The following is a 16,781-nucleotide window of genomic DNA, read 5'->3' as shown; positions in this document are numbered from 1 at the left end:
TATTACTATTATTAGAAATGTATGAGAGCAGGTGATAGCGTGGAGGAAGAGTTACAAGGAGTACAAACCTTTAACGAAGGTGTAAAAGCATGTGTTCCAACCATTATGGGTTATTTAGGGATTGGTATTGCAATGGGCATTGTTGGAAAAGCGATCGGTTTATCGGTTTGGCAGGTATTTCTAATGTCACTAATTGTATATGCGGGAAGCGCACAGTTTATTATTTGTGGTTTAATTGCTATCAGTGCACCCATCCCTTCGATTATTTTTACGGTTTTTTTAGTCAACTTGCGCCACTTTTTGATGAGTCTTTCTGTAGCAAACCATTTTAAAAAGGATTCACTTTTAAATGGAATTGGTATCGGTACGTTACTGACTGATGAATCTTATGGCGTATTAATGGCTACGCTAGCACAGCGTCCGGCAGTTTCCAGCCGTTGGACTCATGGTTTGAATATTACAGCTTATGCAACATGGATTTTGGCAACTGTAATTGGAGCAATGCTGGGAAACTTCATCCCTGATCCAAATGTACTAGGCTTAGATTTTGCATTGACTGCCATGTTTTTAGGATTGTTCTTATTTCAAGTCCAATTGCCATTAAAATTTCAGAAAAAAAAGACTATCATCATCTTAGTTGCTACTGCTGCTTCATTATATTTTCTAATGAGTATTGTTTCAGCAGAATTAGCTGTGATTTTAGCTACTTTATTAGGCTGTGGGATTGGAGTGACCTTAAAAGATGAGTAATCAATATTTCTTGCTGGTTATTTTAGGCTGTGGAATCGTCACCTGGATTCCAAGAATTCTGCCATTTGTTTTGACCCGTACAATGGTCTTACCACCACTATTTGAGAAGTTTTTAAGCTACATCCCATTGACAATCTTGACAGCTTTACTATTCCAGAGTCTATTAATATTTAAAGACGGACAGCTGCCTGGGTTGAAATTTCCAGAAATTTTCGCCTGTGTCCCTGCATTAATCGTTGGTATTCGGACCAATGATTTAATGAAAATAGTCATTACAGGCGTTGTATCCGTTGCATTATTACGCTTGTTTTTTTAAGGTAGGTTTCACTAGCTGGTCTGTCAGATTAAAAATAGCTTATAAACACTAATCAATCGTGTTTTCATGCCGATTAAACCGTTTTCTCAAGAGAGTTTTTTTTAATTGTAGCGCTTTATATAACGGTTGTTCTTTTATAAAACATTAGATTCTTGTTTCTTTTTATTGTATGCTATAACAAATATCATTATTAGGAGCGTGATAGCAATGCAAAAAGTTTCCGGCGTTTATTTTACTCGACCATTAGATCTTTACCAAAAAATACCATTTGAAGTAGATATTTCACATGATGCCTTATATGCAAAAGACTGTTCAATTCTTGAGTGCAACCAGTTAATATTAAATGAGATTGCCTCAAAATATCAGCACTCAATAGAAGAGCTCCATGGCTTCTTTGTTATTAACAATATTCTTGAAGCTTAATCGCTTTAGTCACCGACCCAAAATGATAGATCAATCATCTAACAATTGAAGGTCGGTTTTTTTTGTAAAAAACTCCTTTACTCAAGCGGTGAAAGTCTTTAAATCAAATATAGTTAACTAGTTGAAGGATACGAGGTACTTATTGTTAACATTTATCCATCCTAATTCATTTTAGCTGAACTGTTTGATTTATTCTTTTAAAAGTTAACTAGTTCTCAAATTTTCGCTAGAAAGGTTAATCTTTTGGATTCTACATGATATAATGTTGAATATTCTTTTCACAATGCCCAACGAAGGAGTTTACACATGGCCATCTTACTAACGTTACTTATCGATCTTTTAACTGCTGTGCTTTTTGTTTTCCGAATTACTACGAGCAACCAAGTTATATTACTTGTTAGCGGTGTTTTACAACTAATGTTTTTTATCGATCTTTTTGCAATTCTATTGTTACGCCAAAAATATATCCCTCTACCTGATACTGAGGGACCAGAAATGAATCGACGTAGAAGTCGTCGAATGAAGAAACGGCGCGGAGGACTGTTTATCGGTTTGTCTTGTTTGATTTCTTTTATAGTTTTAGGATATTATATTTACACTTTGACAAACTTATTTTTATAATTTCGTGATTTCTGTAGCAATAATTGTTTTTACTTTCCTTCAATACTCTGTTAAAATTTTTAATAGTCAATCGACTATTAAAAATAAGAGGAGTTTTTTGGATGGATGAACAATCATTAGGAATTATCCCCGATGAAATAAAGGGTTGGAATTGGGGCGCCTTCATGTTTAATATTACTTGGGGTTTTGGAAACAAAAGCTACCTGCCACTTTTATGTCTTATTCCAGTATTCAATATTGTTTGGATTTTTATCTGTGGATTTAAAGGGAATGAATGGGCTTGGCAAAAGTGTGACTACAAAGATATCGAAACTTTTCTAGCAGTTCAAAGGACTTGGAACCGTGCAGGATTGGTCGCTTTTATCATTGCAATCATTATGTTGGTTCTTTATTTTGTATTTATCGCAGCATTTGTTTCTCTATTATTAAACGAACTATATTATTAGGCTATCGGCGAATTTCTTATTCACTAAGAAATTCGTTTTTTTGATTTTGTAAAGAAAGTATAATTTTTTCACAACTGAAAAGGTTATAACAACAATGTTGCTGATGTACGGCTTCACAGACTAGCTTGCCAGTTCCACTTTTCACAGTTTAAAAAAGTTGGTTTATCAGACAATCAAGTTATAACGTGTATCAGATTTGAAGAGCTTAGTGGAATGGTAGGCGTACGAAAATTCACTACCGCATTAAGGAGCTAGCTTACCAGTTCCACTTTTCACAGGTTAAAAAGCTGGTTTATCAGACAATCAAGCTATAACGAGTATCAGGTTTGAACCGCTTAGTGTTGACAAAGCTGAGCGAGCTGGCAAAGCCTTTCTTATGATGAAGCTCTTTATGAAGATTTTTTCATCAAAAAAAGATTGACCCTACTCCAGGCAGCCACTACTCTTAACTAAAGGAGGTCGAATCATGAGCGAAGTTACGATTTTATTAGTCGAGGACGAAGCAAGCTTAGCAAGTTTCATTTCTGAAGAATTAATGTACGAAAATTATCAGGTACTTATTGCCAATGATGGTCAACGAGCATTAGAGCTGTTTGATGAACATCAAGATAAGATTACCCTTCTACTTTTGGATTGGATGCTACCTATCATTGATGGCTTAACAGTTGGCCGTAAAATCCGTCGTCGTAGTCAGGTCCCGATCATCATGATGACCGCTAGGGATCAACTAGGAGATAAAATTACTGGTTTAGATGCCGGAGCAGATGACTATATTACTAAACCTTTTGAAATCGAAGAGCTGTTGGCTAGAATTCGCGTGATTATTCGTCGCCAAAAACAAATACAAACAATGCAAGCCAAAGCTTTAGTGTATGAGTACGAAGATCTTCATTTAGATGTAGCAAAAAGACTGGTCATTAGAGATGGAAAGGAACTTGAGCTTACGCAAAAGGAGTTCGATCTACTCTACGAATTGATCAAAACACCAGACGAAGTATTGTCACGAGATGATCTGTTAAATACAGTTTGGGGCTACGAATACTTCGGTCAAACTAATACCGTTGATGTTTATATTCGCGCACTACGCAACAAACTTGATGATGAAGATCATCCACGCTTAATCCAAACTGTCCGCGGAGTCGGGTATGTTTTGAGGAAAAATGATGAATAAGTGGTATCGAGATAGAAAAAAAACACTCCAATTTCAACTAGCTAGTCGATTTAGTGCTATCTTACTATTTCTGATTATCCTTTTAAGCTCTTTAATTCTCAGCGTGACCGGGATTCGCCTGTACGAATCGACACGAGGAGAAACCGAAGCAATTGAAGATGCTCTTTCTCAAGTAGATACTCAGACAAATCAAGCATGGAAAGAGACCTTGCAATTATATATTGCAGCAGACGATCCGCGCTATTACATACGGGTATCGATTGAGGACGGAAGTACTGTCTATTCTAGCGAAGCTTACCAACTATATAATCGCTTTGATCAATTAAACCAGCTGTTCTTCCTCCCAGGAATTCTCTGGGATGGCGACGACCCTTACTATTTAAAGCAATTCTCAGTGGGTACAACAAAAGTGGCCATTTTTACTAGTATGGAGGATCATTTTGAAGTATTTATCACTTTGATTAGTTGGGTATCTCTTTTGTCGTTGGCTATTATGATTGTGGGAACATCGGTGATTTACCGCTTTTCCAAACGAATTAGTCAGCCATTAATCGTCATGAATCGTGAAATTCAGCAACTAGCGGATGATTTGCAACTAGAGCGGCCTTTAACTGAACCAGAAAATCCAATCGAAATTCAAAATGTGGCGAAATCCTTCAACAATTTAATCCATACTCAAAAGCAGTTGATAGAAAGAGAGCAACAATTTATCACAGATGCCTCACATGAATTAAAGACACCGTTAGCTGCAATCCGGGGGCACATTAACTTAATCAAACGCCGCAGCAAGGAACATCCCGAGGTGATACCAAAATCGTTGAATTTTATTGATACTGAATCAAAGCGCATGGAAACCCTCACCCAACAGTTGCTAATATTAGACCGTGAGAAGAAGAATCTTCTCATTAAAGAAACGGTTGAATTGTCCAGTATGATCGAAAGTATTTTAGAAGAATTTCCAAAGATTACTCAGCAAATAGAGATTCGTTCTGATTCAGAGGTTCACTTGATAGGAAACAGAGAGCATTTTTACCAGATATTTAAGAATCTAATCGAGAATGCACTGAAATACACGCCAGTAGATGGTTTCATTGCTATCACACTTTCACAAAATGACCAGTCGATCACTTTTTCGGTAAGCAATACAGGTCAAACGATTTCTGACAATGAAAAACAACTCATCTTTGAGCGCTTTTACCGTTTGGATCAATCGCGCTCCAGTGCTGTTCCCGGTAGTGGAATTGGTTTAGCTATCGTTAAGCAATTGGTCCAACTTTACCATGGGACTATCGTGGTAACAGATTTCCAGCCACAAGGGGCGGTTTTTTCTGTTACTTTTCCGCAAAACGAACGGACGAACTAATTTTGTGCTCTTTAACAGGTTTATGAAGTTTTTTTCATTTTTTCTTCACTTAGTTCGAGAGATTTAAACTGAATAATTGGCCATAATAAGAGTATAGAAAAGAACAGCTTCATCTACTGAAAGGAATGGTCAAAATGAAAAAAACAATGACAACACTATTTGCACTAAGCGCTTTGGGGGTATTATTAGCTGGATGTGGACCTAATAATGACGAGCTACAATCCAACACAACACCTGAAAGCAGCTCAACAGCTAGCAATCAATCTGCACAAACATCGGCTACTTCTACCGCTGCTAGTTCTAGCTCAGACGCTTTTACCATAACTTTGGCCGATGCGATTAGCATCTATCAAGAGCAGTACGCTGACAGTGACATTACCAGCATTGACATCAATGATCGTCTTGGTAACTATTACTACGAAATCACAGGCGTTGATGACAACAAGGAATACGAAATCGATATTGATGCAACGACTGGAGAATTCCAGCTAGATCGTGAAGAAGACCTTGATCATGATGAAAGAGATGGCGTAGAAAGAAGAGAGGAAGCTTTAAATCTGGATAATCTTCTTTCACTAGCTGAAATTAACAAAATTGCCCTTAGTGAAGTCCCAAATGGCACCATTACAGAATGGTCATTAGAAAAAGAGTTATCGACAACCTATTGGGAAGTATCTGTTCGTGATAATTCACGAGAAGTCAACGTATCTATCGATGCACAATCTGGAAATGTCTTGGAAACTGAAGTCGACGATTAACCAAACAAATAAAAAAATGCTAGATTGGCTTTTTTGTAAAAGAGCAATCTAGCATTTTTCTATTCTACTTTCCCCTTAACTTTGTATCTTAACCATACTGCCCCGTTCTCTCTTTTTTCCACATGCTCTAATTCAAAGGCTACCGGGATGTCTTCTGATATGCCTTCTTTTGTTTGAAACAACGCATGGGTCTCAGCTGAACCGTCCGCAAAAGGAGCAATTAACATACTGAGCTCATCACAAAAACCCGCTTGTATGAAGGACCAGTTCAATACACCTCCGCCGCCAAGCATTAACGTCTCAATTTGGAAAAGGTTTTTCAATTTTTCTAACAGCAACTCATAATCCAAAGAGTCCTTACCAGCAACAATGTATGAAATATTCAACCTCCGCAACAAAGCTTTATACTCATTCGTAGCACGCTCAGAAAGAACTTCAATTATATGGGCACTTGTGTCACGATACTGAACATTGTTCGTTTCCCAACCAAGCTTGCCTGAGGAGTCAATCGACACATAATACTTTGTTGCATCGGTTTTAGCCACAAAATCTCCTTCAGGTACTGGCGCAGCATTTTTGTCGGTATTCGGCACCTTTCCTTTAGTAAAGGCTGCTTCTGAGGTCGCGCGACCAGAAAGCCAACCATCCAGCTGATAATAGGCGTTCTCCCCAAAAGCTATTTGATAAAAATCGAATGCGTTTTCTCCACGCTCAGGAATACTTTTGTGGGTACCATCAATTTTTCCATCGATGGAAGTAATCATGTGGCAAAAAATATACGGTCTGTTCATTTTCTTCACTCCATTTCAAACTATTTTACTGACTAAAGTCTATTCCTTAACCTAGACTTTAAGGCAATAGCTCAAATGGAGTTCATAATCTTCTTAAGCATTTCTTAATAAGTAGCAGTCATCGGTTGAAATTCTTCCAAGATTTCTCGCACTTCAGAGGTAGATTTTGTATTCATTAATTTTATCCGCAAGTCATTGGCCCCTGGAAATCCTTTGACATAAATTTTAAAAAAGCGATGTAGGCCAACAATCGAACGAGGAACCATTTCACTATATTTATCCTGTAAATCAAGCTGTAATCTCAATAAGCCAATTAATTCTTCCGGTGTATGCTCTTTTGGCTCTTTTTCAAAAGCATAAGGGTTCTTGAAGATCCCCCGCCCAATCATGATGCCATCAACCCCATAACGATCGGCAAGCTCCAAGCCCATTTTCCGATTCAAAATATCGCCATTAATTGTAATCAATGTCTGCGGTGCGATCTTGTCCCGTAGAGCGACAATTTTAGGAATGACTTCCCAGTGAGCATCGGCTTTACTCATCTCCTTGCGGGTCCGCAAATGAACGGAAAGGTTAGCAATATCCTGTTTAAGCAAATGACTTATCCAACCTTCCAGCTCCTGTGTTTCAGTAAATCCAATCCGCGTCTTTACACTGACGGGCAATCCACCCGCTTTTGCGGCTTCAATTAACTCAGCAGCAACTTCCGGACGCAAAATTAAGCCGCTTCCTTTCCCTCTTTCAGCAACGTTAGGAACCGGACACCCCATATTCAAATCAATTCCTTTAAAACCCATTTCCGCTAAAGCTATACTCATTTCCTTGAAAAATTCTGGCTTATCTCCCCAGATATGAGCGACCATAGGCTGTTCATCTTCTGTAAAGGTCAAACGTCCTCGTACACTTTCTATTCCATCCGGATGGCAAAAACTATCCGAGTTGGTAAATTCTGTAAAAAAGACATCGGGAGCCCCCGCTTCTTTCACAACATGGCGGAAAGCAACATCCGTCACATCCTCCATTGGTGCTAAGATAAAAAAAGGCTTAGGCAGCTCTGCCCAAAAATTATTCTTCATTATGTATACTTTCCTTTCTTGCGTAGATTATTATGATACTACATAGTTCACACTTGAAAAGCATAGCTATTGTACTAAGAAATGCAGAAAGAAGCAAAGCTAACGTGTCTATTTTTATCTAGCTCTTACTAATGTAGCCTTTTGGTATCTATTTGAAAAACGTTCTCTTATCCTACTATAACGTGAACGATCTACTTTCATCAGTAGTAGTGCTATTCAATTGTCAATGAACGAAGCAACCCTCTGCAAAGTGCCCAACCTTTGCCGGTGGTTTGTTTTGTGTGAATCTGATCGATCAGGTAAGGAACGTATGGGCGGCTTAATTGAGATTTTTCTTCTGTTTTTCCTGCGCTTTTCGTCGATTTTTTCTGTGGAGCATTTGTGAAATCAAGTTGTACGGTTTTGGTTTTATTTTCGTTTCTTCTTCAGGTGTTTCTGCAGGCACCTCTGAAACTTCTTCTTTTGGTGTCTCGAGTGAAACTGTCGGTACTTGTGGCGTTTCACGGTAGTTGCTTTGAGCCTTCATTTCTTCTAATTTCTGTTGGTTATCCACTTCCTCGATTTTCTTTTCTTCAGACACTTCAACTTGCTCGGTGACTGGTGTACGATTCAATAACGATTGATTCAAAGTAACGGGTTTGTTGGTATCGCCGAAAAATTCCTCCTTTTCGAAAATCGGTGTTTCGATGGTTTCGACGTATTTCGCACTGACTGTTTCTTGGAACAAAGCCACGCCGTCTTTTTCAAAGAGATCTAAGGTGGTTAGTAGTTCTAAGTTCTCTCTGACTACTTCGGGACTTAAGTCAATATTTGGGTCTTTCATTATTAAGTTATGTTTCTTTCCAGCATCGTTAAGAAATGTTCCAACTAATTTGATCATTTTGATAACTCCTTTCGTAAGTTTTTAGCATAGAGGGACAGGACAATATGCTAGTAGTCTCAAGGTACCGCCGTTTCTGATGGACGGAATTGAGCAATAAGTGAGCCAGCGATGGACTTGGCTTTTTCAATGAAATTGCGAATGGGAAAGACTCTTAAGCACAATTTTTTCCATTCGGCAGTGTCAAAATATTCTGCAAAGTAATAGAAGAACCGTTTCATAGTTCTGGTTGCTTTCGTTTTCGTAAATAAATATTTCACTAGATCCTGCAAGACCAATGCAAATTCTTCTGCGCCTAGCTGGTAGCGGACACGCAAAGCCAGCAGTAGTTTGATGGTAGTGGCACCATCTTGTGTTTCGTCATAGTATTCTCCAATACGCTGTTCAAGTGTTTCACGAGTGAGATTGAAGATTTGATAGTCGGTAAATGGTTGTCTTGACATAGTAATTCCTACTTTCTTTTTTTAGTGATTTTTCTTCTAGTTGTTATTTTCAATCGATCGATTTTTTATGGTTGTAATTTTTATGAGTTGTTTTCTATCTGCGGCCGTTGACTAAAAGATAAACCGTTTTTCCAGAAAAAACAACGTGTCCTTATTTGCAAAAGACCCCTCTTATTTGCACAGCCAAAATATAGAAATACGATCCTATCAAGTTTTCAAAATTTTTCTATTAGAAAAAAGTGCAAATAAGAGGGGGGTAAAAATATTTAGCAATTTAGTCAAAAAGCGAGCAAAAATGGCTGTGAATATGTTCTTATATGCTTCCTGAAATCAGAGTAAACAAGAGGTATCTATTTTGTTTTCTAGTTATTTAAACACATTTAATCGTTTCCTAATATTTTGTCTGTTGATGAGATGCTCTTCCGAAAACTTGGCAGCAGCTCTACTTGTTAGCTGATGCCCTGCCAATCGTTTCCAAGTTTTACATTCTGCTATTTCCCTCTGCTTTCTTGTTTAGGTTTTAATCTTAGGTTTTGTTTTTTTATCTCGGCCGTTGACTAAAAGATAAGCCATTTTTTGCAGAAAGACAAAAACGCTATTTTGCAAAACCCCCCTCTATTTTGCACAGTCAAAAAATTGACATGTTGATATGACGGGATTTTTGAATTTTTTTCATGAAAAGCCTGCAAAATAGAGGGGGGTAAAAATATTTAGCAATTTAACCGAAAAGCAAGCAAAAAAGGCTGTGAATATGTTCTTATATACTTCTTGAAATCATAGTAAACAAGGGGTGTCTATTGATATTTAGTTATTTAAAACGATCTAATCATTTTTTAATATTATGACTGCTTGTTGGCTGATGCCCTGCCAATCGTTTCCAAGTTTTCGCATTCTGTTATTTCCCTCTGCTTTCTTTTTTTGGTGTTAATCCAATATTTTGTTTTTTTATCCCGGCCGTTGATTAAAAGATAAATCATTTTTCAAGAAAAGACAAAAACGCTAACGTGCAAAAGACCCCTCTAACGTGCACGTTGAAAATGGGAAAATGTTGATAGATCAATGTTTTTGATTTTTAAGGGTGCACGTTAGAGGGGGGTAAAAAAAGTTAGCGAGTTGGTAGAAAAAAATCCGCAAAAAGATACCAATATGTTTTTTATAGATAAATAATCTCTTACACATCAATTTAAAACCCATACAAGCATGCTATTTTTTAGGTTACATAAATTCTGATCTCTCTTAGTCTAACGTTCTAGACTGTATTCATAAAAAATGATCCAATAAAAAAGCAGAGGCTGTGACATAAAACGTCACAACCTCTGCCCAACTATTCATTTTTAGCTGAAAATCTGTTTCAAATTTGGTGCTAGTCGATACCCATAGCCCCAGACGGTTTCAACCATGCCATCTGGGAAACCCGCTGCAACTAATTTTGACTTCAATCGTTTTACCAATCCAGACATTTGTGTTAAGTGAGAATTATTCGGTTCACTTTTCCAAAGATAATAGCATAGTTCTTCACGTGAAACTAACTCCTCCTCACTTTCCACTAAACATTCAAAAGTTTTTCGTTCCATTTTTGTTAATATACTCTTGAATTCCAATATCATTTCCAGCATATCTTCTTTGTCATAAGAAATAGCCCCACTTACATGCTCTATCTGTTTGTAAGCAGAATAGCTAACGGTTAATTGTTCACGTAGATTTTCAAGAGACATATCGTTGTAAATCCATGTGTTAATCCCTAACTGAGACATCTCTTCCTTCTCCTTGGTCGTAGGTTCAACAATTGATTTTCGGATTAACTGACTATTTCTGTGTTGAAGCATATTAACAAGTTCACATACTTCCTGATTATTTAAGGTCTCGCTAAAAATAATTAGTTTGTAATATTCGATTAAAGGCACTCGATTCAAACTATTTTGCAATTGTTTAATCATATTCACTGAACAAAATACTTCATAATCTAAATGATGAAGCTTTTCTTGTAACTTCTGTTCCACCAGCAAATTCTTAGTTAAGATTAAAATCGGACGCATGACATCACTCCTTTCATTTTGCTAAAAAATTAAAAACGGACAACTATCTTTATCAGAGATTCACCTAAAATAGATTTCTTACAAATAATTGCTTATGAGGAGATTTTTATTTAGAAAGTTCTCTCCTTTGTTTAAATTTATTCTCCTACATAATTGAAAACACGTATCAAGAGTTGATCTTTTTTTCTCACCTTTCTTTGGAAACAAGCTATCTTCTAATAAAGAAGTCAAACAAATCCATAAAAGCTATTCTATTTAATATTATAGAAGAATTTAACCTAATTATCAACTTTTTATCAATATGTACGCACATAATAATTATAATATGTTTATAATTAACTTATTTACCTGAAGATGTAGACGAACCTATCGAATCTCTATATTCATTTTATATATAATTCATTTATATAGTTTTCGTTGGGATCAGACCCTAAGAGACAAGATAATACTTTTTCTTGAGCAATCCGAATAATAAGCCTATCCGTTCGATTACCACTTAAAAAGCTACTTATATTTTCTATATTATTCTCATATAGAGATAGTCTTGCGTTTCCTTTCAAATTCTAATTTCAACGTAGTAAATTTAGTCAACTATCCTTCCAATCAGAAGTATTAATTGGTCAAAGAACTAGATAAAAAAACTGTTGTTACAACCTTTACTTAGTAAGAGTTGTAACAACAGTGATTAACAAGATTTTTCTATTCAGAGAAATTGTACTTATCATTGTTTTAGTGTTTCACCATATTCATGGGACCTTTTAGCGGGCCCCTACCCTCTCCTGATAAAACTCCGCTTACTGGCTTTCTAGATTTACTTCAAGGTTTTTTCTTACTTCAAGAGTTACTAGTCTTTTTTGCTCATCTTCGATTAGTCTCAACAATTGAGTTTCTATTCTAACTACCTGCTTTCATTTTTCTTTCGTTATTTACATGCGACGTTTTTTCAACTCGTTGATTCTTCCACCACAGCGAACAACCATTAGTTCTTCTTTTGAAATTGGGGTACTTACAAAAAAGACATAACCCTTTGTTTGGTTGACAATTTCAACTGGTGTATCCACCTTAATATCTTTTGTTTGGATGACCAACACGTCTTCAGAATCGAGCATTTGATAATCTTCTTCTCTTATAAATTGTAGTGGCAACAAACCCCAATTCACCATATTCGCCAAATGCAGTCGCGCAAACCCTTTAGCTATCACGGTGCTTATGCCTAAATAACGTGGAATGATCGCTGCTTGCTCCCGACTTGAGCCTTGCCCGTAATTTTCGCCCGCAATCAAAATGCCACCTTGCTCCTTTTTGGCCCGTTGAGGAAACGCTGGATCAACTAGCATAAATGAAAATTGTGCAATCTTAGGAATATTTGAACGTATAGGTAAATACAACGCACCCGCTGGACAGATTTGATCAGTGGTGACATTATCCGGTAGTTTAAGTAGTATTTTCTGCCTAAAACTATTGAGCATCTCAGGAAACGCCGGGATCGGATTGATATTGGGACCATAGTGAATTTTTCCATTATATGTTTGATTTGGATAAAAAAGATTGCCCGGTTCAATGAATTTTTCCGGCAACTCATAGTTAAATTCTGGAATATTCAACCTCCGTGGGTCCGTTATTACACCAGTAATAGCAGAAGCTGCAGCAATTTCTGGCGCAGCTAAATAAACCTGGTCATCCTTTGTACCACTTCGACCATGAAAATTTCTTGGCGTTGTTCGAATAGAAACGCCCTTACTTTGTGGAGCGAAGCCACAGCCATTACACCCGCCACAACTAGGCTCGAAGAATCTTACTCCTGTTGCTAAGATATCATCATAAGCACCCCGCCTAATGCTCTCTCGAATCACTGTTCGAGTGGATGGGTATAGGCCAACATCAACGCTCCCACAAATCTCTTTGCCCTTTAAAATGTTTGCAATGGATAAAATATCATTTAAAGCAGTATTCGTACAGCTTCCTAACATCACTTGATCAACTTTGATTCCTTCTACTTCTGTTACTGGCACCACCTTGTCTGGCGATCCTGGTAACGCCATCAAAGGAACTAATGAAGTCAAATCAATTTCGATTATTTCATCATATACAGCATCGAAATCAGCTGAAATCTCCTGCCAATCCTGCTCACGACCATATGCCCGCAACCATTTTCGTGTCTCCTCATCACTTGGAAAAACTGAAGTTGTAGCCCCTGTTTCTGTTCCCATGTTAGCAATCGTAGATCGTTCAGCAACAGTTAAACTCTTTACTCCAGGTCCTGTATACTCTAAAACTTTTCCAACAGCTCCTCTGACAGAAATACGACGTAAAACTTCAAAAATAATATTTTTAGCAGAGACTTGTGGCTGTAGCTTTCCAATGAGTTGTACCTTTACGATTTTTGGCATTGTGATGTAAAGCGGCTCACCTGCCATTGCCATTGCCGCATCAAAGCCACCAACCCCGATCGAAAACATCGCTAATGCTCCCTGTGCGGTTGTATGGGAATCTCCGCCAATCAAAGTTTTGCCCGGAACACCAAAATGCTCCAAATGCAGTTGATGACAGATGCCGCTGCCTGGACGGGCACAAATAACACCTAATTTAGCAGTCATTTCTCGTAAAAAACTATGATCATCAGCATTTTTAAAATCTGCTTGCAGCATATTGTGATCAATATATTGGACCGAAACTTCGGTTTTCACTTGGTCGATACCTAAAGACTCTAAAGCTAAAAAAGTCATTACGGCATTCAGGTCATGCCCCAGGGTTTGATGGGCTTTAATCCCAATTCGATTTCCTCTAATCAGCTCGCCTTCGATGATAGCTTCCTCTAAAAGTTTCTCTGTGATTGTTTTTCCCATTTTTATCCCTCGTTTTCTCTTACTCCTTTATTTTAACGAATTGAGATATAATGTAAAATAATTTATAATGATCATAGACATTACTAAAAGTTATGGGGTAGCGAAGATGAATTTTAAAGATATAGAATTATTTTTAGCACTATTCGAAGAACAAAATATTACCAAAACAGCTGACAAATTCTTTTTATCTCAACCTGCCTTGACCAAAAGAATTAAAAAAATAGAGAGTCAACTAGGAAAACCGCTATTAATTCGTCATCATGACGGGATCTCCTTTACACCTGCTGGCGAAATCTTTTTGGAATATTGTCGAAAAATGATGGATACTTCTAATGAACTGATGCATCATATAAATTCTGAAGAAAACGATCTGCAAGGGACAATAAGAATGGGAACTACACCGATTTTTGCTCATTACAAATTGCCCGCACTTCTAGAGGAATTTACTAAAGCAAATCCTAAGGTAGATTTTTTCATTCAAACAGATCTAAGCAGAAAAATATATCGGCAGTTGCAGGAGAAAAAGCTCTCTGTGGCAATTTTACGAGAAGGTCATGCTTGGGAAGCAGAAAAGAAACTACTTTTCAGCGAGCCAATATGCTTAGCTTATCATCAGGAAATTTCTTTTGAAGAGTTGAAGTTGAAAAACTACATTCAATACCACACAGATTCTCATCTAAGCTACCAAATCGAACATTGGTGGGATGAACGCTTTTCAGAACGTCCTCATATTCGTTTTAGCACAAGTAATGTAGACACAGCGCTAGAATTAGTGAAAAATGGATTAGGCTGGTCCATACTACCTGAAACAGGACTAAAAAATTTTGATGGCTATCTAAAGGAACTAAAATGGTTAAACCGCCAACCATTTTCTCGAAGTACGTGGCTATGCTACACCAAGGAATCTTTGAATTCTGCAGCCACTGCAAGCTTTATTGATTTTATTCAAGATTATGATTTCCTTTAATTAACTAACTAAAACGGAGGATAAGAGGAACAATAGTAACACCTGCTTATCCTATTTCTCCGTTTCAACCATTAGTCGGAACTGACAAATGCACCTCCACTCTAATAAGATAGAAGTCCTTCTCACTTTTTTAACTTTGCGATATACCATTCTCTTTCTTGATAAATTTGATAATTTTTCGCTTAGTATCTAAATACTGACCCCATTACCTATGCAGCAATCAGATTTATACTTTCACAAAAAAATTCAATCAAGTTTCCACAGAAAAAAGAGGCTGCGACATAAAATGTCACAACCTCTGAAAACCGCATAATCGATGTAACCGAAGCAGCTCTTTTTTACTTAATAAACTAACACTGGTGTTCCATGATCAACAAGGTTAAAGACTTGTCCCATCAAGCTAGGTGGCGTATTGATACATCCGTGAGAGCCACGGTATAACCACAAATTACCACCGTAAGCAGATTGCCAGTTTGAATCGTGGATTCCGACTCCTGTAGAATCAATTGGCATCCAATAACTTACAGGACTAGCATATCTACTACCATCATCATTGAATCCACGTAAAGTAGTATTTGTTTCCTTACTCCAAACATAGTTGACACCAGGAGGAGTAGGTGACGAAGGTTTCCCACTGACGATATCAGTTTCTAAAGCAATTGCACCATCTCTGTATATCCACATATGTTGGTTTTGTAAATCGACTTCAACATACGAGTTACCAACTAAGGGACTACCTGAATCAGTTGCAGTGCCTTCTACGATAGGAGATCGCGTAAAGTCTTGCCCTTGAAGAATTTGTTCACTTAACGCAGCTGTTTCTTCATCGGTACTAATCGTCCAGCCATAGTAGCCAGCCGGTACTTCTACTTCACCACGAAGGGTACTATTAAATCTTGTGGGTTGAGTGCTGGTATTATATGTTTGGCCAAGCTCAGTAACATAAGCAGCTACCAGCCCTTGATCTAACGCTAACTTACCCTCAGCATCTACAGTTAGCCAGCTGCGAAGCTGATCAGATGGTATTTCAAAAGTGTTTCCATTGATAGTGTAAGTTGCCTTTACTTTGGCTACTTTATTCATTTCGTCTAGTGTTTCTTTTAATTGTGGATCGTCTTTCTTGATCGTTGGCTTTTCAGGATAATCATTCATACTGATCGATTGTTTACCCGTAGATATTGCTTCGACAAATGCCTCTGTTGCTGCATTAACATCTATTGTTGATCCTTGTTTTTCGGGAACGATTTCAAATCCAGCATCCGTTTGTTGGATCGTCGCATTTTCTGTTTGCGTACGTGGTTCATTTACTTGAGTAAGCTCCGCTCTCACTTGCTCCGTTAGTGCGTTTAGCTTATCTTGATTTAATGTATTCCCCGTCATCTCAGCTGCTTCAGCAGCAAAAACCAATTGCTTACCCCAGCTAAAGGGATTTTGCGATTCTTTAATAGAAGATAATTCTTCTGCATAATCTGCTGTCCAGTCAAGGTCTTGACGATTGATCTCTTTCCAGTTAGTGTCATCAATTTGAATAACGAAAGGAGAATCAGTTAAAACCTGCTCTATTTTTTCATTTGCTTCTGCTACAGTGAGATTTTCAATATCAATACCATTGACGATTGTATTAGGCAAATAACGATTGCTGTAGTGTACACTTCGGAAGGTGTAACCTGCTACCAATAATACAAGAATACCAAGTACGACAATTAAACCAATTTGGGGACGTGAATTGTGTCTATCAGATCTTTGCATTGAATTAACTCCTTAATTTCACATAATAGATGGTACATCAATTTCAAATATACCATAGAACAAACAAAAAGCGAGCTTTTTTCTGCGAATTGTCAAAAAATATTCAAATATACCATAATAAATGTCATCGATCCCTTGATTGCAT

The 16,781-nt window shown here is 37.4% G+C and carries 16 protein-coding genes; 9 read left to right on the top strand and 7 right to left on the bottom strand.

The window, feature by feature from the left end:
- The first annotated feature begins 39 nt into the window (after positions 1 to 39).
- The 8 genes from IGI42_RS00935 (at position 40) to IGI42_RS00900 (ending at position 5,848) form a co-directional block, all read left to right on the top strand.
- Positions 40 to 750: an AzlC family ABC transporter permease gene (locus IGI42_RS00935; RefSeq protein WP_438713670.1), complete on the top strand. Its 711-nt coding sequence runs from the start codon at positions 40 to 42 to the stop codon at positions 748 to 750.
- Positions 743 to 1,066 (top strand): AzlD domain-containing protein, encoded by a 324-nt coding sequence (locus IGI42_RS00930; protein WP_438713669.1) that lies wholly within the window; start codon positions 743 to 745, stop codon positions 1,064 to 1,066. The genes IGI42_RS00935 and IGI42_RS00930 overlap by 8 nt, the downstream gene beginning before the upstream one ends.
- Positions 1,067 to 1,273: 207 nt before the next feature.
- Positions 1,274 to 1,489 carry a hypothetical protein gene (locus tag IGI42_RS00925; RefSeq protein ID WP_438713667.1) on the top strand — a complete coding sequence of 72 codons (216 nt, stop codon included), beginning with the start codon at positions 1,274 to 1,276 and terminating at the stop codon, positions 1,487 to 1,489.
- 306 nt (positions 1,490 to 1,795) lie between these two features.
- Positions 1,796 to 2,110, top strand: coding sequence for a hypothetical protein (locus tag IGI42_RS00920; protein WP_438713666.1), 315 nt, complete (start codon positions 1,796 to 1,798; stop codon positions 2,108 to 2,110).
- A gap of 101 nt (positions 2,111 to 2,211) precedes the next feature.
- Complete coding sequence (locus IGI42_RS00915; protein ID WP_438713665.1) at positions 2,212 to 2,556, top strand: ribonuclease G; 345 nt, start codon at positions 2,212 to 2,214, stop codon at positions 2,554 to 2,556.
- Between the two features lie 466 nt (positions 2,557 to 3,022).
- A complete protein-coding gene (locus tag IGI42_RS00910; protein ID WP_438713664.1) occupies positions 3,023 to 3,727 on the top strand; it encodes a response regulator transcription factor in 705 nt (234 codons plus the stop codon).
- Positions 3,720 to 5,090 carry a sensor histidine kinase gene (locus IGI42_RS00905; protein ID WP_438713663.1) on the top strand — a complete coding sequence of 457 codons (1,371 nt, stop codon included), beginning with the start codon at positions 3,720 to 3,722 and terminating at the stop codon, positions 5,088 to 5,090. Before IGI42_RS00910 ends, IGI42_RS00905 begins: the two co-directional genes overlap by 8 nt.
- 134 nt (positions 5,091 to 5,224) lie before the next feature.
- Complete coding sequence (locus IGI42_RS00900; protein ID WP_438713662.1) at positions 5,225 to 5,848, top strand: PepSY domain-containing protein; 624 nt, start codon at positions 5,225 to 5,227, stop codon at positions 5,846 to 5,848.
- Between the two features lie 59 nt (positions 5,849 to 5,907).
- Here IGI42_RS00900 and IGI42_RS00895 read toward each other — a convergent pair whose 3' ends face one another.
- The 6 genes from IGI42_RS00895 to IGI42_RS00870 all read right to left on the bottom strand — a co-directional run bounded on the left by IGI42_RS00895 (position 5,908) and on the right by IGI42_RS00870 (position 13,920).
- Positions 5,908 to 6,639 (bottom strand): dihydrofolate reductase family protein, encoded by a 732-nt coding sequence (locus tag IGI42_RS00895; RefSeq protein WP_438713661.1) that lies wholly within the window; start codon positions 6,637 to 6,639, stop codon positions 5,908 to 5,910.
- Positions 6,640 to 6,743: 104 nt separating this feature from the next.
- Positions 6,744 to 7,715: a tRNA dihydrouridine synthase gene (locus IGI42_RS00890; RefSeq protein WP_438713659.1), complete on the bottom strand. Its 972-nt coding sequence runs from the start codon at positions 7,713 to 7,715 to the stop codon at positions 6,744 to 6,746.
- A 319-nt stretch (positions 7,716 to 8,034) separates the two neighbouring features.
- Positions 8,035 to 8,595, bottom strand: a complete 561-nt coding sequence (locus IGI42_RS00885; protein WP_438713657.1) for a DUF2922 domain-containing protein — start codon at positions 8,593 to 8,595, stop codon at positions 8,035 to 8,037.
- Positions 8,596 to 8,654: 59 nt separating this feature from the next.
- Positions 8,655 to 9,038 carry a hypothetical protein gene (locus IGI42_RS00880; protein WP_438713656.1) on the bottom strand — a complete coding sequence of 128 codons (384 nt, stop codon included), beginning with the start codon at positions 9,036 to 9,038 and terminating at the stop codon, positions 8,655 to 8,657.
- A 1,334-nt stretch (positions 9,039 to 10,372) separates the two neighbouring features.
- Positions 10,373 to 11,074 (bottom strand): helix-turn-helix domain-containing protein, encoded by a 702-nt coding sequence (locus IGI42_RS00875; protein ID WP_438713655.1) that lies wholly within the window; start codon positions 11,072 to 11,074, stop codon positions 10,373 to 10,375.
- Between the two features lie 926 nt (positions 11,075 to 12,000).
- Positions 12,001 to 13,920, bottom strand: a complete 1,920-nt coding sequence (locus IGI42_RS00870; protein WP_438713654.1) for an aconitate hydratase — start codon at positions 13,918 to 13,920, stop codon at positions 12,001 to 12,003.
- Positions 13,921 to 14,026: 106 nt separating this feature from the next.
- Here IGI42_RS00870 and IGI42_RS00865 point away from each other — a divergent pair, with 106 nt between their 5' ends.
- Positions 14,027 to 14,887 (top strand): LysR family transcriptional regulator, encoded by an 861-nt coding sequence (locus tag IGI42_RS00865; protein WP_438713653.1) that lies wholly within the window; start codon positions 14,027 to 14,029, stop codon positions 14,885 to 14,887.
- Between the two features lie 342 nt (positions 14,888 to 15,229).
- Here IGI42_RS00865 and IGI42_RS00860 read toward each other — a convergent pair whose 3' ends face one another.
- The gene (locus IGI42_RS00860; protein WP_438713652.1) at positions 15,230 to 16,636 is read right to left on the bottom strand and encodes a L,D-transpeptidase family protein; all 1,407 of its coding nucleotides are present in this window, start codon (positions 16,634 to 16,636) and stop codon (positions 15,230 to 15,232) included.
- Positions 16,637 to 16,781 lie beyond the last annotated feature (145 nt).

Source organism: Enterococcus sp. AZ109 (genome assembly GCF_051714625.1).
GTDB lineage: Bacteria > Bacillota > Bacilli > Lactobacillales > Enterococcaceae > Enterococcus_A.
The sequence above is the reverse complement of the archived record's forward strand: the minus strand, read 5'-3'. Positions and strand labels throughout refer to the sequence as shown.